Source organism: Lysobacter sp. FW306-1B-D06B, from assembly GCF_038446665.1.
In the GTDB taxonomy this organism is placed as follows: domain Bacteria; phylum Pseudomonadota; class Gammaproteobacteria; order Xanthomonadales; family Xanthomonadaceae; genus Lysobacter_J.
In genome coordinates, this window is sequence record NZ_CP151802.1 from 891,997 (window position 1) to 913,249 (window position 21,253).

The window sequence follows — 21,253 nt, forward strand, 5'->3', positions numbered from 1 at the left end:
GTCAGCGCCTCCATCTCAGTAGCCCGCGGCCTGGCCGTCCTTGCGCGATTCGCTGGCGCCGATGTAGCCGCCGTTCGGATTGACCATGATCGCCTGGTAGCCGCCGTACGGGCCGAGCGCGAAACGCACCGAATGGCCCATGCCCATCAACGCGCGCACCGTCTCGTACGGGAAGCCGGTTTCCAGATCGAGTTCGCCGCCATCTTCCATCGCGGTCGCCTGGCCCGCCGGCTCCGTGCTGCCGTCGTGCTGGATGCGCGGCGCGTCGCCGGCTTCCTGCAGGTTCATGCCGAAATCGACCAGGTTCATGATGATCTGCGCGTGGCCCTGCGGCTGCATCGCGCCGCCCATCACGCCGAAGCTCAGCCACGGCTTGCCGTTCTTCGTCGCGAAGGCGGGGATGATGGTGTGGAACGGACGCTTGCCCGGCGCGAAGGAATTGGGATGACCTTCCTTCAGCACGAACTGCTCGCCGCGGTCCTGAAAGATGAAGCCCAGTCCGGGCGGCGCCATGCCGCTGCCCATGCCGCGGTAGTTGGACTGGATCAGCGAGACCATCATTCCGTCCGCATCGGCGACGGTCATGTAGATGGTGTCGCCTTCGTTGAGCTGCGGGATCACGCCGGGCTCGACCGCCTTGGCGGCCTTGTCCATCGAGATCAGCTTGCCGCGCTCGCGTGCGTAGTCCTTCGAGATCAGCCTGGCCACCGGCGTCTTGTAGAAATCCGGATCGGCGTAGGACGCGGCGCGGTCGGCGAAGGCGAGCTTCTTGGCTTCGGCGAACAGGTGCACGTGCTCGGGGCTTCCGAAGCCGTAGGACTTCAGGTCGTAGGGTTCGAGCAGGTTGAGGATCTGCAGCGCGGCGATGCCCTGGCCGTTGGGCGGCAGTTCCCACACGTCGACGCCGCGGTAGTTGGTGCTGACCGGCTCGATCCACTCGCCCTTGTGCGAGGCGAGGTCGTCGTAGCTCAGGAAACCGCCGTTGGCCTTGAAGTAGGCGTCGATGGTGCGCGCAATGTCGCCCTTGTAGAACGCGTCGCGGCCGCCGTTGGCGATCTTTTCCAGGGTGCTGGCGAGGTTGGGGTTCTTCCACATCTCGCCGGTGCGCGGGCCGCGCTTCCCGTCGACCGTGAACTGCTCGGTGAAGCCCGGCCACTTCGACAGCGTCGGCACGCTGCGGCCCCAGTAGTACGCGATGACCTCGTGCACCGGATGGCCTTCGCGCGCGTAGCGGATGGCCGGGGCGAGGTCGTCCTTCATCGGCTTGCGGCCGAAGCGGTCGTGCAGGGCGAACCATGCGTCGACCGTGCCCGGCACGGTGACCGGCAGCGGGCCGTGCGGCGGGATGTCCTTCAGGCCGCGGCGCTGGAACTCGGCCAGCGTCAGCGACTTGGGCGAACGGCCCGAGCCGTTGTAGCCGTAGAGCTTCTTCGTTTTCGGGTCCCACACGATCGCGAACAGATCGCCGCCGACGCCGTTGCCCGTGGGCTCCATCAGGCCGAGCGCGGCGTTGGCGGCGATGGCCGCGTCCACCGCGCTGCCGCCGGCCTTCATCACGTCCAGCGCGATCTGCGTGGTCAGCGGGTGCGAGGTGGCGGCGATCGCATGCGGTGCGTACACCTCGCTGCGGGTAGCGAAAAGCTTTCCGGTGATGCGATCGGCGCACATGGCGGTGAACGGCAGGCTCAGCAGGGCAGCGGTGAACAGCAGGCGCATGGACGGTGCTTCTTGGGACGAAGTCGCATCCTAACGCGGCCTTCACGCGGCGGGGCGTGCCGGAAGGCGGGGCGGCCGTCAACGCGCCGCAGCGGCAAAGGCTGTCCCACAACGAAGAACCCCTCTCGCGGGAGAGGGGTTCAAAGGTACGGCGGTGTATGGACGCGGGCGCGGTATCAGGGCCAGCGGGGCGGGTTCGCGGCCCAGGCGGCCTGGACTTCGGACAGGAGGGTCCGGTCGGCGTCGCTCCAGTCCGGCAGCAGGCGGGCGAACTGCGCGGTGGTGTTCCACTGCTGCGGCTCGCTGCGCACGGCGGCGGCGTACCACTGCACGGCTTCGTCCTTGCGGCCCATCGACCACAGCGAGAGCGCCAGCGTCGGCGGCATCCACGACGCGGTGACGCTGCGCGATTCCACCAGCGCACGCCACTGTGCGAACGCACCTTCGAAGTCGCCGGTGCGGTACAGGTCCCAGCCGTAGTTCCAGACCACGGCGCGCCACAGGCTGTCGCTGCGGTCGATCGCCGACAGAGCGCGCGCGTAGAGCTGCTTGCCCAGGTCGATGCGACCGGCGGCCATCGCCAGATGCGCGAGCTGCGCGACTTCGGCCTTGGCGTGCGGGTTGCGCTCGATGGCCTTGGCCAGCTTCTGCGCGGCAACATCGCCCGTTTCGCGCACGGCGACGACGGGCTTGAGCGTGTTGGCGTCGGCGTCGAAGTAGAACTCCGCCGGACGCGGCAGGCTTTGCGCCGACGCGGCGCCGGTGACGGCCAGCAGGGCCGTCGCGAAAAGAGTGCGACTGAACATGTGGTGGATCCCCCTGTGCAACGCAGCAATCCTAACCCGTACTGGGCCGGGATCGAGGCGTTTGAACTTGCCGATTAGGGTTATCGGCCGGGCGGGGGAAAGCCGAAGCCCCGCCCCCGCCGTGCTCTTGCTCCTCCCCCTGCGTGCAGGGGAAGGTTGGGTAGTCAGGCGAGACCGCGCCGAGCTCGCCGCGTTGCGGCTTCGCGTACCCCTCCCCAACCCTCCCCTGCACGCAGGGGAGGGAGTAGGACTTGTGGGAGGCGCTCAGCGCGCCGCCGGCAGCAGCGTCACCTCGTCCACGACCCACATCGGGTTGTACTCGCCCGAGGCGAAGGTGAAGCACAGGTCGTGGCGGCCGGCCTGCGTCGGCAGCGGCGCCTCCAGCGTGGTCAGGCCGGCGGACTTGCGAGCCGGGGCCAGCGGCAGGACGGCGATCGGCTCGCCTTCGCAGCTGCCCAGGCGGACTTCGAGCGCGCCGCCTTCGATCTTCGCCGGACGCGTCACCACCAGCTTGGCGTCCTTCCAGAGCTGGAAGTTGTGCGGCAGCTGGCCGACGCGGACCTGCAGCGTGGCGATGCCGTCCAGCGGCGCGTCGTCGTAGATCCAGCACGGGTCGAAGACGTCGGCCGTGAGCAGCTGGCGCTCGCCGTCCGCCTGCGCCGGTGCGTCGTCCTCCATGCGCAGGAGCAGATCGCCCTTGCACGCGCGCAACCGGTTGCTGCTGCGCGCGAGCACGCTGCGCGTATCGAGTGCGAACGTGCGCGTCGCCGCCAGCGCGCGACCGTCGACATAGGCGTTCGCCTTCACCGTCGTCGGCAGCGGCAGTTCCAGCGGATGCGTGTACTGCGGCGATTGCGCGGTCGGCTCGCTGCCGTCCAGCGTGTAACGAAGCACGCCGAAGTTGGTCTGGTTCGACAACGCCAGCGTCGCCTTCCCGTCGGCCGCCGGCTGCGGGGTGAAGCGCACGGCGAACGCACTGTCGGCCGCGTCGAAGCCGGTCAGCCGGTAGCGCTGCGTTTCAAAGGCCATGCGTTGCAGGAAATCGTTCCAGTCCTTGCGGTCGTCCGGCGTCCACGTCGCTTCGGCCAGCGCGGCGGCGCGCGGGAACAGGCCGCGTTCCACGCGCTGCTGCGTGCGGTGGTGCTCGGTCCACAGGTTGCCCTGCGCACCGAGCACATGCTTGGCTTGCTCCGCATTGAGCTGCACCGGCACGACCTGGAAGTCGTACACGCTCTTGAGCGAGATCACGTCCGCGCGGCCCGGCGTTTCATCGGCGGCGTCGCTCTGGATGTGGTTGAGGTAGAGCGCCGGCGAGGGCGACAGCACGACGTCGTGACCGGCACGCGCCGCTTCGATCGCACCGTCCGTGCCGCGCCAGGACATCACGGTCGCATCGGCCGGCGGGCCGCCTTCGAGGATCTCGTCCCAGCCCAGCAGGCGCTTGCCGTGGCCTTCGATGTACTTGCCCAGGCGGCCCATGAACCAGGTCTGCAACTGCATCTCGTCCTTGAGGCCCAGCTCGTTCTTCTTCGCCTGCACGGCCGGCGACGCCTGCCACTGGTCCTTCGCCGCCTCGTCGCCGCCCAGGTGGATGTACTTGCCCGGGAACAGCGGCATCACTTCATCCAGCACGTTCTCCAGGAACTTGAACGTGCCGTCGTCCACGTTGAACAACCACGTGTGGATGCCCCAGTCCGGCGACACCGACGGCGCCTTGCCGGTCACGCCCAGCTCGGGATACGACGCGATGGCGGCCTGCGCGTGGCCGGGAAGGTCGATCTCGGGCACGACGGTGATGTAGCGATCGGCGGCGTACTTCACGACGTCGCGGATCTCGTCCTGCGTGTAGAAGCCGCAATACGGCTTCGGCTTGCCCTTCGCATCGACGCCGGCCGCGCCGGCCGGAATGCGGCAGCCGCCGACCTCCGTGAGCTTGGGGTACTGCTTGATCTGGATGCGCCAACCCTGGTCGTCGGTGAGATGCCAGTGGAAGGTGTTGAGCTTGTGCAGCGCCATCTGGTCCAGCACTTCCTTCACTTCGTCGGGCGTGCGGAAGTGGCGCGCGACATCGAGCATCACGCCACGCCAGCCGAAGCGCGGTGCGTCTTCGATGCGCTGCGCGGCGATGGACGCCTCGCCCTGCGCGCCATCGGCGAGCAGTTGCCACAGCGTCACCGCGCCGTAGAACAGGCCGGCCGGCGCGCGTGCGCTGACCTTCACGCCCTGCGGCGTGATGTCGACCACGTAGGCCTCGTCGCCCGCGGGCGCGATGGCCGGGTCGATCGCGAACACGACGGCGGCGCCGTCGCCCGCACCGCCGACCTGCGGGGTGAAGCCGCGCGCCTGCTGCACGCGCGCCGCGAAATCATGGGCGATGCGGGTCGCTTCGGCGTTGTCGCCTGCGACCGCGATGCGCGCCTGCGGACCGAACACGAAGCGGCCTTCGCGCGCTTCCACCTTCGCCGGGCGCGGGATCACCGGCGTCGCGGCGGCGCTGGCCGAGAGGGCCGTCGTCGAAGCTTCACCACCAGCCGGCGCCGCCGTCGCGGGCTTGGCCGCCTCGGGTGCCGGAGCGCCATCGCGCTGGCAGGCCGCCATTCCCATCACCAGCGCCACGCTCGCGGCGCCCAGTACGAATTGCCGTTTCATCGATCCCTCACTTTCATTCGGCTGGCGTCTTCGCGACGCCGGAAACAAACGGGCCCGGCAATGACCGGGCCCGCTTGTGGATCACACCTCTACCGCACGGTAGATCAGTACTTGGCCGTTAGTACTTGAACCTGAAATTCAGATAGTACTGGCGACCGTTCTCGTACACCGAACGCGGGCGGTCCCGGTTCTCGGCGAAGTAGGTGGTCTTGGGGTTGTTGAGGTTCATCGCATCAAGACTTAGCGACAGGTTCTCGTTGATCGTCCAGCCCACCGAGGCCGAGAGACTGCCAATGCTGTCCTGCCAGAAGGCCGAGGCACGGTCCAGACCGCTGAAGAACTGGTCACGCCACGTGTAGTTCACGCGGGCGTTGAACTTCTCGTTCTCGAACCAGCCACCGATGTTGAAGGTGTTCTCCGAGGTGCCCAGCATCGGCTGCGGGTTGCCCAAGTTGTCTTCAGCGTCCGTGTCGCCGTCGGCGTAGGTGTAGTTGGCGAACATGCCGAAGTAGTCGCTCAGCGGCTGCTCCCACGCCAGCTCGAAGCCCTTGACCTTGGCGCCGGAGTTGAACGGGATCGTGACGTCGTAGTCGACCATGCGACCCGGAGGCGGGTTGTTGGAGTCGATCGTCAGATACTGCTGACGCACGCGCGTCAGCGCGACGTAGTTGTCGATGTCCATGTAGAACACACCGGCCGACATCAACGAACGCTCACCGTAGTACCACTCGAACGTGAGGTCGAGGTTGGTCGACAGGATCGGCTCCAGGTTCGGATTGCCGCCCGTACCGCTGCCGACGCCGCCGACGGTGGCGGGCGGGAGCAGCGACACGGCGCCGGCCAGCGCGGAGTAATCCGGGCGCGTCAGCGTGCGCGAGGCAGCTGCACGCAGCACCATCTCGTCGTTGAGGTTGTACTTGATGTTCGCGCTGGGCAGCCAGTCGTTGTACGTGTTTTTCGTGAGCACGGTCTTGAACGGACCGAACAGCGACGTGGTGATGGCTTCCGGGTCGTTGGCCGAGGTGTTCACGTAGTTGGTGACTTCGTCCTCCGTGCGCACGAAACGAATGCCGAAGTTGCCGTCCCAACGGTCGCCGGAGAAGTTCAGCTGAGCGTAGGCCGCGGAGCTACGCTCTTCCAGGCCGTAAGCGCCCGGGAAGTAGAAGCGCGTGACGGGATCGCGGTTGGTGAAACGGTTGAAATCGGCGAGCTGTCCCGGCGAGAAGTACCAGATGTCGCGCGGGAAGTTGGCACCGATGCCTTGGGCGAAGTCGCTGGGATAGTTGGAGAACCCCTGCGGCCAATTGGCCGCGTCGAACGGCGACTGCGAGCCCGGCGGGCACGACGGGTCGACCTGGCCGTTGACCAGACATGCCGGGCCCTGCGCGGTGACCTGGTCCAGGTTGCGCTCGTGCTTCGCGTCGCGGACACCGAATTCGAGCGACTTCAGCACGCCGCCGTCGAAGAAGTAGGTGCCGTCGATCTGCGCCCAATCCTCCTTGTCTTCCACGTCGATGTCCTGGAAGCCGAAGATCCAGTCCAGGCGGTAGTCGACGTTGGGAACGCCCGGCGCCGCGGTGTTGGTCGCGCCAAGATTCCACGAAGCCGCGCCCGGTCCGTAGATGGTCCAGCCAGCGGCGCTGTTGAGCGCGGTATCCCACTCAGCCACGTCCTGCACCGGCGTCTTGCCGTGGCCCTCGGACGTGCCGGCCTCGGCGGACAGTTTGAAGCGCTCGCTCACGTCCCACTTGCCGCCCAGGGAGAAGTACTCCGTGTTCGACTCGGCACCCGGACGCGAGATCTGGTCGTAGATGCCCGAGACGTTGGCCGGATCCGCGCCTGGAGTCGGAGCGAACTGTGCGTTCACCAGCGTGTTGTTGCGCACCACGTAGCCTGGCAGCGGAGCGCGACCGGCACCCTGGCCGAGGATGCGTGCACCCCACAGCATGTAGTTGCGGTTGTAGTTGTCGGCTTCCAGGTCGGAACGGAAGTAGTTGGCCTCGATCTCGGTGGAGTCGGTCGGCTTGAACTGCAGCGACACCATGCCGCCCGTGCGCTTGCGCTCCTGCTCGAACAACGCCGAGCCGATCAGCGTCGGGTAGTAGACGCCGGCCAGGTCGGGGTTGCTAAGTGCGACCGGCGAGCCCGCTGCGATCTGCTCGTAGCCCAGCAGCTCCTGTCCGTCGCGGCGCAGGTGGCGCTCTTCGCTGAAGGCCTGGACGGTGATGCCGAAGCTGCCGTCCTGGTTCTTGTAGTTGCCCAGCACCGAGATCTGCGGGTCCGTCTTGCTCGGGTTGTCGGCATACACGGCGCCAACGGAGCCGAAGATGCTGAAGCCGGTGTCGAAATTGAGCGGGTTGCGCGTGATCAGGTCGACGGTGCCGACGGCACCACCTTCCACCAGCTTGGCTTCCGACGACTTGCGCACCACGACCTTGTCGACCAGCTCGGACGGCAGCAACGAGTAGCTGACGCTGCGACCGACGGTACCGGTCTGGTTCAGCACGAACCAGTCGCCGCTGGCGATGTTGTGCCCGTCGATCAGCGTCTGGGTGAAGCTCGGGCTCGTGCCGCGCATGCTGACGCGATCGTTCTCGTCGAACGCACCCTCGTTCGCGCTCGCGGCGCTGATGTTCACGCCGGACACGCGCGAGAGGGAGTCAGCCACGTTCTTGTCGGGCATTTTGCCGATGTCTTCGGACGTGATGACTTCCACGCGACCCACGTCATCGCGCTTGGTCTCAAGCGACTGCTCGATCGCCCCGCGGATGCCGCGGACGACGACGGAGTCCAGGTCGGTGGCGTCCTGTGAAGCGGTGGTCTGCGGTGCGGCCTCCTGGGCCTGCACGCCTGCGGCGAAGCTCAGTGCGAACACGATGCTGGCCGATAGTGCGGTCTTGCGAAGTTTCATTGCTCTCCCTCCCACGGGTTGATATACGACTCCGCAGTGCCGGTTCTTGCTCGCCGGCGTTACAGAGCCCGTTTCCTGGCCTGCGCGCATGAACGCGCGGCCGTATTTCGTGTGCGATGTCCCACGACGCTCACGCGCCGTCCTGCGACAGGTGTTCCAGGTACCAGGTGGCTGCGCCGATCACGCCCAGGCGCTCGTTCTCGATCAGGCGCACCGGCACGCGCTCGAGCGCGGCGTGCATCACGCCCTTGTCCAGCAATCGCGCATGGAACGCGCTGTGCGGCAGGAAATCCTTCAGCTGCGGCAGGATGCCGCCGGCGATGAACACCGCTTTCGCGCTGCTCACGGTGATCAGGTCGCCGATCACGCTGCCCAGCAATGCGCAGAACGTCAGCACCGCTTCGCGTGCCGGCGCATCGCCGTGACGCGCGGCGTCGGTGATCGCGGCCGGTGCGCGCAGGCCCGCTTCCAGGCCATCCAGCGCGCAGATCGCGTCGTACAGGTTCACCAGGCCCGGGCCGGAGACGAAACGCTCGGTCGGCACGTGCGAGAAACCGCGCTGGCGCGTCCATTCCAGCATCGCTGTCTCGCGCGCGTTGCCCGGCGCGAAGGCGATCTGTCCGGCTTCGGTCGGCAGCACGACGGTGCCGCCGTGGTGCGGGATGCGAACGGCCGCGCCCAGGCCGGTGCCCGGGCCCACCACGAGCACGGGGCCGTGCGTGGCGGCGCTCACGCCGGGCGTGAGCAGCAGCGAATCGGCCGGATCCATGCACTGTGCGGCGTGGGCGGCGGCCTGGAAATCGTTGATGTAGTGCAGTTCGGTCAGGTGCAGTTCGCTGCGCAACTGCGACAGCGAGATGCGCCAGGGCAGGTTGGCGTTGACGACGACGTCGTCCAGCACCACGCCGGCCGAGGCGATCGTGACGCGGTCGATGCCCGCGCATGCGCCATGGCTGCCGATGAAGTCGGCCAGGATCGCGGCCAGGCTCGGGTAGTCGGCGCACACGTATTTGCGGTGCGCCAGCACCACGACGGCGGATTCGTCCTGCCCGCCCGGACGGACCAGGCCGACGCGGGTGTGGGTGCCGCCCACGTCGGCGGCAAGGAAGCGGGGTTCCACCTGGGTCAGCGGCGGCACGGCGCTCACCCGCAGACGCCGCGCAGGGACTGCGCGCTCGCGGACAGGCATGGCCGGGCTGGTGCTTCCTTCGTATCCCACTGCATGGTTCCTCCGCTCACCGCCGGCTCCCACCGACGCGGCCGAGATTGGCGCGGGCCTGACAACGTTGTCAACCGAAAGTTATGAAATTGTCAGAAACACCAATAACGGCTCCGACGAACGGCAGATTTTGCTGCGTCGCAGCAGGAAGAAAACGCTTGCGCAGGGCCGTCCTTATGACTTTTGGCCCGTGCTCTGGCTTGCGGACACGAGTTGTGACAACGTTGCGCCAACGGATGTCGTGCAGGTCAACCCACGCCATCCCCGAACGCATTCCTTGGGAGGGGAATCCGCATGTCCATGTCCACGACCGCCGCCTCGCGCAGCCACTACGGCTCCATCGCGATCATCGGCGCGCTGTTCTTCATCTTCGGCTTCGTCACCTGGCTCAACGGCCCGCTGATCGCGTTCGCGCAGCTGGCCTTCAACGTCAGCGAAAGCCTGGCGTTCCTGATCCCCAGCGCGTTCTACATCTCGTACTTCTGCCTTGCGTTGCCGTCGTCCTGGATCCTCAAGAAGACCGGCATGAAGAAGGGCATGGCGCTGGGCCTGTTCCTGATGGCGGTGGGCGCGGTGGTGTTCGGCCAGTACACGACGCAGCGCGTGTACGGCGGCGCGGTCGCGGGCATCTTCGTGATCGGCGCGGGCCTGGCGATCCTGCAGACCGCGGTGAATCCCTACATCTCCATCCTCGGCCCGATCGAGGGCGCCGCGCAGCGCATCGCGGTGATGGGCATTTGCAACAAGGTGGCCGGCATCCTCGCGCCGCTGGTCATCGGCACGCTGGTGATGCACGGCATGGGCGACCTGTCGGCGCAGGTGGCCAACGCCGATGCGGCGACGAAGGAGCAGCTGCTCAACGAGTTCGCCTCGCGCATCCACGATCCCTACATGTTCATGGCGGGGCTGCTGGCGCTGCTGGCGGTGGGCATCCTGTTCTCGCCGCTGCCGGAAATCAAAGCCGAGGAAGTCAACGCCGACAGCGACACCGGCGCCACGCGCAAGACCAGCCTGTTCCAGTTCCCGCACGTGTGGCTGGGCGCGCTGTGCATCTTCGTGTACGTGGGCGTGGAAGTGATGGCCGGCGATGCGATCGGCACCTACGGCCTGGGCTTCGGCCTGCCGCCGGACAGCACCAAGTTCTTCACCTCCTTCACTCTGTTCGGCATGTTGCTGGGCTACGTGGTGGGCCTGATCGCGATCCCGCGCTTCATCTCGCAGGAGCGCTACCTCACGTTCTCCGCCGTGCTCGGCGCACTGCTGGCGATCGGCGCGTTCCTCACCAAGGGCTACGTCTCGGTGGGCTTCGTCGCCGCGCTGGGATTCGCCAACGCGATGATGTGGCCGGCGATCTTCCCGCTGGCGATCCAGGGGCTGGGCCGCTTCACCGAGTACGGCTCGGCGCTGCTGATCATGGGCATCGCCGGCGGCGCGGTGATCCCGCAGCTGTTCGTGCACCTCAAGCAGGTCTACGACTTCCAGCTGGTGTTCGTCGTGCTGATGGTGCCGTGCTACCTGTACATCCTGTATTTCGCGATGCGCGGGCACCGTGCCGGGCAGCGGCACGACGTGGTCAACGGCGCGGCGGCATCGCAGCACAGTTGATTGCGCAACGACAAAACCACGCCGACCGCCCAACCACACGCCACCGCACGTCATTCACTTCGACGGTGCCGGTGGTTAGGCTAGTCGCACTTTCCCGACGGCAGTGATGTCGGAACCACGCGAGGCCCAGGTGCGCAGACCCACGATCAAAGACGTCGCCGAGCGCGCCGAGGTGTCGCTCAAGACCGTCTCGCGCGTCATCAACGACGAACCCAGCGTCCAGGCCAGCACGCGCGAACGCGTGCGGGTGGCGATCGCCGAACTGGGCTACCAGCCCGATCCCTCGGCGCGCAGCCTGCGCAGCGCGCAGCCGTATGCGCTCGGGCTGGTGTACGACAACCCGAACCCGTACTACGTCATCGCCGTGCAGAACGGCGTGCTGCAGGTGTGCCGCGAAACCGGCTACGGATTGCAGATCCATCCCTGCGACTCCTCGTCGAAGAACCTTGCTGCCGAGCTCATCGACCTGGTGCAGCACTCGCGCCTGGCCGGGCTGGTGCTCGCGCCGCCGATGTCCGAACGCAACGAGCTGGTCACCGAACTGGTCGCGCACGGCATCCATCTGGTGCGCATCGTCTCCGCTGCGGCCGATCCGCAGGACGGCAGCGCCTGCGTGTACGTCGACGACCGCGACGCCGCCTACGACATCACCGAGCACCTGATCCAGCTCGGCCATACGCGCGTCGGTTTCCTGTGGGGCGGCAAGTCGCACGGCTCTTCGTGGGAACGCTACAAGGGCTACGAGGACGCGCTGCGCGAGTACGGCATCCCGCTCGACGCCGATCTGGTGGTGGAAGGCGACTATTCGTTCGACGACGGCTTCCGCGGCGCACGCCGCCTGCTGGCGCTGCCGGATCGTCCGACGGCCATCTTCGGCAGCAACGACGAGATCGCGGCGGGCGTGCTCGCCGCGGCCAAGTCCAGTGGCATGAACGTGCCCTACGACCTGTCGATCGCCGGCTTCGAGGACAGCCCGTTCTCCAAGCAGAGCTGGCCCGCGCTGACCACGGCCAAGCAGGCCACGCAGGAAATCGCGCGCCACGCGGCACTGCGCCTGTTGCAGGAGATCCGCGAGCACGCGCCCAAGGCCGTGCCGAACGAGGGCTTCAGCCCGGAGCTGGTGGTACGCGGATCGACCGCGCCGCCGCGGCCGAAGGTGTGAGGTGATTCCTTCTCCCTCCGGGAGAAGGTGCCCGAAGGGCGGATGAGGGGGGACGAAGCGGCATCGTTCACTCTCGCAGCGCAGTGCCATTCCGGTGGTTTGGCGTTCCCGCTGCGTTGCCCCTCACCCCAACCCCTCTCCCGGCGGGAGAGGGGCTCCAGCAACCGGCCTCACGGCAGCGAAACGACCCCAATGCTCTGCTACGCAGCCGGGCGCATCGATTGGGGCCGACCATGAACGCGAGTCCGCAGTTCGCATCCGTGCTGCACGAGCCGGGCATCGCCCGGCTGCTTGAACAGGACCAGGCGCTGGTCGCCCTCGGCCGCAAGGTCTGCGTGCTCAAGGCCATCGGCTGGCCCGCCTCGATGGAGACGCGGTTCCTGGAACAGTGGCGCCAGGGCCGGCCGGAACTGCCGCAGCCGACCACCGTGCCGGTGGACCTGTCGGACACCATCGCCGGCCTGCACGCGCTCATGCACGAGATCGACCGCCGCCATCCCGTCGGCCGCTGGCTGTACAAGACCGCATGGAGCTACGCCGTCGCCGCGCGCATGCTCGGCGCGATCGGCACGCCGGAGTTCACGCGCTGCTCGGCGCTGCTGTACGGGCGGCCCGACTACCGCTACCGCAGCCAGGACATCACCAACGTCGACGGCGCGCGCGAAGTGCTGACCATCACCGACGAGCTGATCGACAGCCGCCTGCTGCCCGACGTGCCGGCCGACATTCCGGCGGAGGACTTCGCGCAGCGTCTGCGCGCGCGCATCGATCCGTTCTTCAATCACGACGAAGTGAAGGTGGTGCTCGACCCGGAGCTGCCTTCCAAGGCCACGGCCGGTAGCCGCCGCATCACCCTGCGCTCCACCGCGATGTTCTCCGAGCGCGACCTCAACCAGCTGGTCGAGCACGAAGCCTTCATCCACACCGCGACGCTGCTCAACGGCATCCACCAGCCGCACCTGCATGCACTTGGCATCGGCGCGCCGCGCACCACGCGCGTGCAGGAAGGGCTGGCGACCTTCTCCGAGATCGTCACCGGCGCGCTCGACATCGCGCGCCTGCGCCGCATCGCGCTGCGCGTGGTGATGGTGAAGCAGGCGCTGGACGGCGCGGACTTCATCGAAGTGTTCAAGGGCTTCCTCGAAGCCGGGCAGACCGAGCGCGAGAGCTATTGCAGCGCGCAGCGCGTGTTCCGCGGCGGCGACGTGCGCGGCGGCGTGTGCTTCACCAAGGACGGTGCGTATCTGGAAGGCGTGATGCTGATCCACGTCTTCGTGCGCAAGGCGCTGCAGGAAGGCCGCGCCGACCTGCTGCCGATGCTGTTCGCCGGCCGCCTCACCACCGCCGACGTGATCGAACTGGCGCCCTACCGCGACAACGGCCTCATCGCGCCGCCGCTGTACGTGCCGCCGTGGGCGCGCGACCCGCAACGCGTGCTGGCGACGATGGCCTTCTCCACCGCGGTGCAGCGCCTGCGCCTGGACCGGTTGGACCTGCAGCGCTTCGTGGCGTTCGAGGACGAGCTGATCGAGGAATCAGGAATACCGTGATCCCCAGCATGGCGGCCCGTGCGATCCGGGCCACATGGCCTGCCTCGCGACGGCCCCGCGTTTGCATCCAAGCCCGGCGCGGCCACCCGACCCACGCTGCGGATCCCCCAACGTCGGGCCTTCTGGCGAGCGCCCGACGGCCATCCCCGACATGCCCCGCGACATGCCCTGAAGCCGGACGCCCCGCTCGCTTCCACGAGTAGGGAGGTTCCAATCATGAAACATCTCACCGCGACGGCCCTCGCCGTCGCTTGCGCCGCACTGTGCGTATCGGCCGTGTCGGCGCAGGACCTCGTCACGGCCGCAGGCAAGAACGCCAAGGTCGTCCTGGACAACGACGAAGTGCGCGTGATCGAACTCAACATGCCGGCCGGCGCCAGCACAGGTGTGCACACGCACACGACGGACCAGCTCGTCGTCTTCCTCACCGGCGGCAAGGCCAAGCAGACGAACGAGGACGGCACCACGAAAGAGATGGAGCGCAAACCGGGCGAAGTGGTCTGGAGCGGCCCCGTCACGCACGACACGTTGAACGAGAGCGGCAAGCCCGTCAGGACGCTCGTGATCGAGCTGAAGAAGTAACGGCGTCGACGCGCGACGAAGGCAGGGACGCCTTCGCCGCCGTCGTGTGGTGTCGCCCTCAGGCGCGCAGCAGCGTCGCCGCGCGCGCGAGCGCTTCGATCGCGCCCCATTCCTCCGCCGCCACCAGGCGCGACGGCGTCAGCCACGAACCGCCGACGCAGGCGACGTTGGGCGTGGCCAGGTAATCGCGTGCGTTGTGCGCGCCGATGCCGCCCGTGGCGCAGAAGCGGATCTCCGGCAGCGGGCCGTGCAGCGAACGCAGCGCCGGCGCGCCGCCGGCGGCTTCGGCGGGGAAGAACTTCTGGAAGATGAAGCCGTGCTCGGACAGCGTCATCGCCTCGCTGGCGGTGCCTGCGCCGGGCAGCCACGGCAGCGGGCCGTCCTTCGCGGCGGCGATCAGGTCGGGCGTCGAGCCCGGCGAAACGGCGAAGCGTGCGCCCGCGGCCTGCGCATCCAGGAGATCCTGTGGCTTGCGCACGGTGCCGACGCCGACGATGGCGCCGTCGACTTCATTGGCGATCGCGCGCACTGCATCCAGAGCCGCGCGCGTGCGCAGCGTGATCTCGATGGCGGGAATGCCACCGGCCACCAGCGCGCGCGCAAGCTTCACGGCGTGCTTCGCGTCTTCGATCACCACCACCGGCATCACCGGGGCGACGTGCAATACGGATTCCAGCAGGCCCACTTCTCTTCTCCAATTGGGTATGTGTGTTGTGTCGGATGAAGCCTTCTTGCCCCTCCCCCTGCGTGTAGGGGAGGTTGGGAGGGGTGTGAGGCGCGACAGCGCTGAGCTCGCCGCGGTGCGGCTTCGCAACCCCTCCCCAACCCTCCCTTGCAAGCAGGGGAGGGAGTTCAAAAAACTAAGCACCAGGATTGAAAATCCCGCCCCCCAGATGCGCTGGCGCCGCCGCCTGGCGGAACACCGCGAACAACTCCCGCCCCATGCCGAAATGACTCGGCGTGAGATCGGTCGTGGCGTTCTCGCGCGAATCCCATTCTTCCGCCGGCACATGCACTTCCAGCGTGCCGGCGACTGCGTCCACGCGCACGATGTCGCCATCGCGCAGCTTCGCCAGCGGCCCGCCCACGGCGGCTTCCGGGCTGATGTGGATCGCCGCGGGCACCTGGCCCGACGCGCCGGACATGCGGCCGTCGGTCACCAGTGCGACGCGATGACCGCGCTTCTGCAGCACGCTGAGCGTGGGCGTGAGCTGGTGCAGCTCCGGCATGCCATTCGCATGCGGGCCCTGGAAACGCACGACCACCACCACGTCGCGATCGAGCTCGCCGCGCTCGAATGCCGCCTTCACCTGCGGCTGATCGGAGAACACGCGCGCCGGTGCTTCGATGATCCAGCGATCTTCCGGCACCGCCGACACCTTGATCGCCGCCGTGCCGAGCGGCCCGTGCAGCACGCGCAGGCCGCCGTCGGGACGGAACGGCTCGGCCACCGGACGCAGGACCGTGGGATCGCCGCTGCGTCCGGTGGCCGGTACGAAATCGACACGCTGTTCCGGCGCAAGCCTGGCTTCCACGCGATAGCGCGCAAGGCCCGGGCCCGCGACGGTTTCGACGTCGCCGTGCAGCAGGCCCGCGTCGAGCAGTTCGCCGATGAGGAAGCCCAGGCCGCCCGCCGCGTGGAAATGGTTCACGTCGGCGCTGCCGTTGGGATACACGCGCGCCAGCAGCGGCACGACGGAGGAGAGCGCGTCGAAGTCTTCCAGGCGCAGCTCGATGCCCGCGGCCGCGGCAATCGCGATGAGATGCAGCAGATGGTTGGTCGAGCCGCCCGTGGCGTGCAGGCCGATCACGCCATTGACGATCGCGCGCTCGTCGACGATGCGGCCGATCGGCCGGTAGTCGTCGCCGAGCGCCGTGATCTGCACGACACGGCGCGTGGCCTCGGCCGTGAGCGCATCGCGCAGCGGGTTGTCGGGATTGACGAAACTGGAGCCGGGCAGGTGCAGGCCCATCAGTTCCATCAGCATCTGGTTGGAATTGGCCGTGCCGTAGAACGTGCACGTGCCTGGGCCGTGGTAGCTCTGCGCCTCGGCTTCGAGCAGTTCCTCGCGCGTCGCTTCGCCGACGGCGTAACGCTGACGCACGCGCGACTTCTCGTCGTTCGGCAGGCCCGACGTCATCGGGCCGGCGGGCACGAAGATCGCGGGCAAATGGCCGAAACTCAGCGCGCCGATGAGCAGGCCCGGAACGATCTTGTCGCACACGCCCAGGTACAGCGCGGCATCGAACATGTCGTGCGAGAGCGCGACCGCCGTGGACAGCGCGATCACTTCACGCGAGAACAGCGACAGCTCCATGCCGGCGCGGCCCTGCGTCACGCCGTCGCACATCGCCGGAACGCCGCCGGCGACCTGCGCGGTTGCGCCGACGCTGCGCGCGGTGTTCTTGATCAGGAACGGAAAGCGCTCCAGCGGCTGGTGCGCGGAGAGCATGTCGTTGTAGGCGTTGACGATGCCGATGTTCGCGCAATGGCCGGCGCGCAGCGCGTCCTTGTCGCTGCCGCACGCGGCGAAGCCGTGGGCGAGGTTGCCGCACGAGAGCGTGGCTCGGTGCGGGCCACGGCCGCAGGCGGCATCGATGCGCGCCAGGTAGTCGGCGCGACGCTGCGCACTGCGCTTGCGGATGCGCTCGGTGACGTCGGCGATGACGGGATGCAGGTTGGACATCGAACTACGGACTCCAGTACAGCAGCGGCACCACCGGCGCACCGGACAGCACCGAGCGGATCGGCAGCGTCGAACGCGGATCGCGTGCGGCGTTGTCGAGCACGTCGCGCTTCTTCGCGCCTTCGATGTGCAGGTACAGCGACGGCGCGGTGAAGATCGCGCTGAGCGTGAGCGTCATGCGCGGTTCCGGCGCGGCGGCGCTGCGGATGGCCAGCACGGGTGCACGGCCGCTGGGTTGCAGGCCGATATCGCGACGCGCGAGATCGGGGAACAAGGAAGCGACGTGTCCGTCTTCGCCCATGCCGAGGACGACCACGTCGAGCGGCAGCGCCTCGTTGGCGACCTGGCTGAGCACGGGAAGCAGTGCGGCCTCGGGCGTCGACGTCGGCCGCCGCAAGGGCAGCAGTTGCGCCTGCGCGGCGGCGCCCTGGAACAGCGTCTCGCGCAGCAGGCGTTCGTTCGAACGCGGATGGTCGGGTGCGACCCAGCGGTCGTCGACCGGCACGACGGTGACATGCGCCCAGTCGAGCGTCTGCTTCGACAGCTCGCTCAGGAACGCGCGCGGCGTGGTGCCGCCGGACACCGCCAGGCGCGCGGCGCCGCGGCGCGCGATCGCGCCGCGCAGGTCGGCGGCGACGGCTTTCGCCAGCGCGACGGCGAGTTCCGACTTGTCGTCGAAGAGGTGTTCGCGAACGGGCAACGGATCAGGTGTCAGCACGGTCAATCGCTCCGCCAATGCGCTTTTAGACAGCGTCCTCATGCCACGTCCTTCCGTCGCGTTCGATCAGGGCCACGGCTGCACTGGGTCCCCAGCTGCCCGCGGTATAGGGTTTGGGTGCTTCGGCGCTGGCTTCCCACGCGGCGCGGATCGGATCGATCCACGCCCATGCGGCTTCCACTTCGTCGCGGCGCATGAAGAGCATCGGATTGCCGCGCACCACGTCCATCAGCAGACGCTCGTACGCTTCGGGTTGGCGGCCGCCGAAGGTCTCGGCGAAGCTCAGGTCCATCGGCACGCGGCGCAGGCGCAGTCCGCCCGGGCCAGGAATCTTGTTCATCAGCCACAGCTTCACGCCTTCGTCGGGCTGCAGGCGGATGACGAGCTGGTTCTGCGAGATGGGTTCATCGCCGAAGATCGAATACGGGACCTTGCGGAACGTCACCACGATCTCCGACATGCGCTCGGCCAGCCGCTTGCCCGTGCGCAGATAGAACGGCACGCCGGCCCAGCGCCAGTTGCGCACTTCGGCCTTGAGCGCGACGAAGGTTTCCGTGCGCGAATCGGTGGCGCCCAGTTCCTCGGGATAGCCCGGCACCGGGCGGCCTTCGACCGCGCCGGCGCGGTACTGGCCGCGCACGGTGACGTGCGAGGTCGTGCCGTTCTCGATGGGCTTGAGCGAATGCAGCACCTTGAGCTTCTCGTCGCGGATCGCATCGGCGGCGAGCGAGGACGGCGGTTCCATCGCGACCAGGCACAGCAGCTGCAACATGTGGTTCTGCACCATGTCGCGCAGCGCACCGGACTTGTCGTAGTAGCTGGCGCGGCGCTCCAGGCCCACGGTCTCGGCCACGGTGATCTGCACGTGGTCGATGTGCTCGGCCTTCCACAGCGGCTCGAACAACGCGTTGCCGAAGCGCAGCGCCGTGAGGTTCTGGACCGTTTCCTTGCCCAGGTAATGGTCGATTCGATAGATCTGCGACTCGGCGAACACCTGGCCGAGCGCGTCGTTGATGGCGGCGGCGCTGGCGCGGTCGTGGCCGATGGGCTTTTCCACCACCACGCGCGTGTTCGCGCCGGTCAGTCCGTGCGCCTGCAACCGTGCGCCCACGCTGCCGAACAGGTCGGGGCCGACGGCGAGGTAGAACACGCGCACGCGCGATTCGTCGTTGAGTTCGCCCGCCAGCTCGCCCCAGCCGCCATCGGCCTGCAGGTCGATGCGGCGGTAGTGCAGCAGCTGCAGGAACGGTTCCAGCGCGGTCGGCGCGCGCATGTCGAAGGAGAGGTGCTTCTGCAGCGCCTCGCGTACACGCTCGCGGTACGCCTCGTCGCTCTGGCTGTCGCGGGCGAGCGCGTAGATGCGCGTGCCGGCGACGATCTGGCCGTCGACGTAGCGATGGAACAGGGCCGGCAGCAGCTTGCGCAGGGCGAGGTCGCCGGTGCCGCCGAAGATGATCAGGTCGAAAGGCGCCATCGGCGCGATGGAGGCGGTCACGGAGCGCTCCGGAAGGGGTAGGTTTTCAAGACCACAGGCATACCAGTGAAGATACCAGTCCGATACCACTGGTGCAAATGGGGCTAAAGGCCGCGATGAACGGCGGGGACGCGGGGCGGCTTCACCCGATATTCCTGCAATTTCATGCGGTTGAAGTTACGGCGGCGCGAAATCCGACTGCGGGGAGCGCGCCTCGGGCCTTCATTCGACTTTGGTCGTACCGCCAGGTGCCGCCGGTCTGCTCCCGCCGTGGCATCCGTTGCCGTAACTGGTATCTGACTGGTATTCTCCCCGGCCATGCAGGACTATCTGGTCAACGAGTTCCACCGCCAGGCGGACGCCCGACGCGCCCCGGCCTACCAGCACCTGCGCCGAACGCTGCAGCACGCGATCGAAAACGGCGAACTCACGCCCGGCCAGGCCCTGCCCAGCGAGCGCGAGCTGACCAAGCTGCTCGACCTGTCGCGCGTCACCGTGCGCAAGGCCATCTCCGGTCTCGTTGCCGACGGGTTGCTCATGCAGCGCCAGGGTTCGGGCACGTTCGTGGCCGAGCGCATCGTCAAGTCGTTCTCCAAGCTCACCAGCTTCACCGACGATCTGCGCGCGCGCGGGCTGGATCCGAAGTCGCGTTTCATCGAGCGCGGCATCGGCGAAGTCACGCCCGATGAAGCCATGGCGCTGAACCTGTCGCCCGGCGCGCAGGTGGTGCGCTATTACCGCCTGCGCATCGCCGACGACATGGCGCTGGCGCTGGAGCGCACCGTCGTGCCGCAGACCGTGCTGCCGGATCCGAATCTGGTCGAGAACTCGTTGTACGAGACCTTCCAGAAGATGGGCCTGCGCCCCACGCGCGCGCTGCAGCGCCTGCGCGCGATCGCCTTCGATGCCGAGCAGGCGCGGCTGATGAACCTGCCCGAAGGCAGTCCCGGCCTCTTCATCGAACGGCGCACCTTCCTCGACGACGGCCGCGTCGTCGAATACACCCGATCCTTCTACCGCGGCGATGCCTACGACTTCGTTGCCGAACTCCAGAGCGAGTAATCCCTTGAGCGAACCGTCGAACGAAAGCGTCGCACTCACCGCTTCGGCCACGCGCATGCATGTCGAGGCGCAGGAAGCCGCCGACGCCATCGCGCGGCAGTTCGCCGCGAACGCGCCGGTCATCGACGCACTGGTGCAGCGCCTGAAGCAGTCGCCGCCGGCGTTCATCGTCACCTGCGCGCGCGGCAGTTCCGACCATGCCGCCACCTACGGGAAGTACCTGTTCGAAACCACGCTGGGGCTGGTGACGGCTTCGGCCTCGCCGTCCGTGGGCTCGGTGTATGCGGTGCGCCCGCATTTGCAGGGCGCGCTGTTCATCGCGATCTCGCAGTCGGGCAAGAGCCCGGACCTGGTGCGCAATGCCGAGATCGCACGCGCCGGTGGCGCGCTGGTCGTGGCGCTGGTGAATGTCGAGGACTCGCCGCTGGCGCAGATCGCCGATACGGTGATTCCGCTGCGCGCCGGCCCCGAGAAGAGCGTGGCGGCAACGAAGAGTTATCTGTGTTCGCTGGCCGCGCTGCTGCAACTCGCCGCGCGCTGGAGCGGCGACGCGAAGCTGCTCGCCGCGGTCGACGCCTTGCCCGATGCGCTGCGCGAAGCGTGGAAGCAGGACTGGTCGCCGCTGGTGGAAGGCTTGAAGGACGCGCGCAACCTGTTCGTCGTCGGCCGCGGGCTGGGCCTGGGCGCGGCGCAGGAAGCGGCGCTGAAGTTCAAGGAAACCTGCGGCCTGCACGCCGAAGCGTTCTCCTCGGCGGAAGTGAAGCACGGGCCGATGGCGATCGTCGGGCCGGGCTTCCCGGTGCTGGCCTTCGCGCAGGATGACGACACCGGCAGCGGTACCGCCGCGGTCGCCGAGGAATTCCGCGCGCGCGGCGCGCCGGTGTGGCTGACCTGGCCCGGCGCGGTCGCACGCGAAGGCGTGCTGCCGATGCCGCTGGCGCCGCACCCTGCGTGCACCCCGCTGCTGGCCGTTCAGAGTTTCTACAAGGCGGTGAATGCGCTGGCGGTCACGCGTGGCCACAATCCGGACGTGCCGCCGCATCTGAACAAGGTGACGGAGACGGTGTGAAACCGTGATTCCGGATTCGCGATTGGTCAGGCGAAGGCCGATC

Annotated in this window: 16 protein-coding genes; 6 read left to right on the forward strand and 10 right to left on the reverse strand. The window is 67.9% G+C overall.

Annotated features, from left to right (window positions below):
* Nucleotides 1–15 precede the first annotated feature (15 nt).
* From ggt to AAFF32_RS04105, 6 genes are all read right to left on the reverse strand, one after another.
* Complete coding sequence (gene ggt / locus AAFF32_RS04080; RefSeq protein ID WP_342316562.1) at nt 16–1,716, reverse strand: gamma-glutamyltransferase; 1,701 nt, start codon at nt 1,714–1,716, stop codon at nt 16–18.
* A gap of 176 nt (nt 1,717–1,892) precedes the next feature.
* Nucleotides 1,893–2,522, reverse strand: coding sequence for a tetratricopeptide repeat protein (locus AAFF32_RS04085; protein ID WP_216964723.1), 630 nt, complete (start codon nt 2,520–2,522; stop codon nt 1,893–1,895).
* Between the two features lie 264 nt (nt 2,523–2,786).
* Complete coding sequence (locus AAFF32_RS04090; protein ID WP_342316563.1) at nt 2,787–5,171, reverse strand: family 20 glycosylhydrolase; 2,385 nt, start codon at nt 5,169–5,171, stop codon at nt 2,787–2,789.
* A gap of 118 nt (nt 5,172–5,289) precedes the next feature.
* Nucleotides 5,290–8,082 (reverse strand): TonB-dependent receptor, encoded by a 2,793-nt coding sequence (locus AAFF32_RS04095; RefSeq protein WP_342316564.1) that lies wholly within the window; start codon nt 8,080–8,082, stop codon nt 5,290–5,292.
* Between the two features lie 130 nt (nt 8,083–8,212).
* The gene (locus AAFF32_RS04100) at nt 8,213–9,220 is read right to left on the reverse strand and encodes a glucokinase (protein ID WP_342316565.1); all 1,008 of its coding nucleotides are present in this window, start codon (nt 9,218–9,220) and stop codon (nt 8,213–8,215) included.
* Between the two features lie 151 nt (nt 9,221–9,371).
* Complete coding sequence (locus tag AAFF32_RS04105; RefSeq protein ID WP_342316566.1) at nt 9,372–9,563, reverse strand: hypothetical protein; 192 nt, start codon at nt 9,561–9,563, stop codon at nt 9,372–9,374.
* Nucleotides 9,564–9,595: 32 nt separating this feature from the next.
* Here AAFF32_RS04105 and AAFF32_RS04110 point away from each other — a divergent pair, with 32 nt between their 5' ends.
* The 4 genes from AAFF32_RS04110 to AAFF32_RS04125 all read left to right on the forward strand — a co-directional run bounded on the left by AAFF32_RS04110 (nt 9,596) and on the right by AAFF32_RS04125 (nt 14,200).
* Nucleotides 9,596–10,906 (forward strand): sugar MFS transporter, encoded by a 1,311-nt coding sequence (locus AAFF32_RS04110; RefSeq protein WP_216964714.1) that lies wholly within the window; start codon nt 9,596–9,598, stop codon nt 10,904–10,906.
* Between the two features lie 130 nt (nt 10,907–11,036).
* Complete coding sequence (locus AAFF32_RS04115; RefSeq protein ID WP_216965358.1) at nt 11,037–12,068, forward strand: LacI family DNA-binding transcriptional regulator; 1,032 nt, start codon at nt 11,037–11,039, stop codon at nt 12,066–12,068.
* Between the two features lie 233 nt (nt 12,069–12,301).
* Nucleotides 12,302–13,618 (forward strand): flavohemoglobin expression-modulating QEGLA motif protein, encoded by a 1,317-nt coding sequence (locus AAFF32_RS04120; RefSeq protein WP_216964711.1) that lies wholly within the window; start codon nt 12,302–12,304, stop codon nt 13,616–13,618.
* A 216-nt stretch (nt 13,619–13,834) separates the two neighbouring features.
* Nucleotides 13,835–14,200, forward strand: a complete 366-nt coding sequence (locus AAFF32_RS04125) for a hypothetical protein (protein WP_216964709.1) — start codon at nt 13,835–13,837, stop codon at nt 14,198–14,200.
* Between the two features lie 58 nt (nt 14,201–14,258).
* Here AAFF32_RS04125 and eda read toward each other — a convergent pair whose 3' ends face one another.
* The 4 genes from eda to zwf all read right to left on the reverse strand — a co-directional run bounded on the left by eda (nt 14,259) and on the right by zwf (nt 19,079).
* Nucleotides 14,259–14,885: a bifunctional 4-hydroxy-2-oxoglutarate aldolase/2-dehydro-3-deoxy-phosphogluconate aldolase gene (gene eda, locus AAFF32_RS04130; RefSeq protein WP_342316567.1), complete on the reverse strand. Its 627-nt coding sequence runs from the start codon at nt 14,883–14,885 to the stop codon at nt 14,259–14,261.
* Between the two features lie 175 nt (nt 14,886–15,060).
* Nucleotides 15,061–16,887, reverse strand: coding sequence for a phosphogluconate dehydratase (gene edd, locus AAFF32_RS04135; RefSeq protein WP_342316568.1), 1,827 nt, complete (start codon nt 16,885–16,887; stop codon nt 15,061–15,063).
* Nucleotides 16,888–16,891: 4 nt separating this feature from the next.
* Entirely contained in the window at nt 16,892–17,647 is a 756-nt protein-coding gene (gene pgl, locus AAFF32_RS04140) for a 6-phosphogluconolactonase (RefSeq protein WP_216964705.1), read from the reverse strand.
* Entirely contained in the window at nt 17,631–19,079 is a 1,449-nt protein-coding gene (gene zwf, locus AAFF32_RS04145) for a glucose-6-phosphate dehydrogenase (RefSeq protein ID WP_254200847.1), read from the reverse strand. The genes pgl and zwf overlap by 17 nt, the downstream gene beginning before the upstream one ends.
* A gap of 318 nt (nt 19,080–19,397) precedes the next feature.
* On the opposite strand from zwf, the gene AAFF32_RS04150 reads away from it, so the two are divergent.
* On the forward strand, nt 19,398–20,141 hold the full coding sequence (locus tag AAFF32_RS04150; RefSeq protein WP_216964696.1) for a GntR family transcriptional regulator: 744 nt from the start codon (nt 19,398–19,400) through the stop codon (nt 20,139–20,141).
* Nucleotides 20,142–20,196: 55 nt separating this feature from the next.
* Nucleotides 20,197–21,210 (forward strand): SIS domain-containing protein, encoded by a 1,014-nt coding sequence (locus AAFF32_RS04155; protein ID WP_342317213.1) that lies wholly within the window; start codon nt 20,197–20,199, stop codon nt 21,208–21,210.
* The last annotated feature ends 43 nt before the right edge of the window (nt 21,211–21,253 follow it).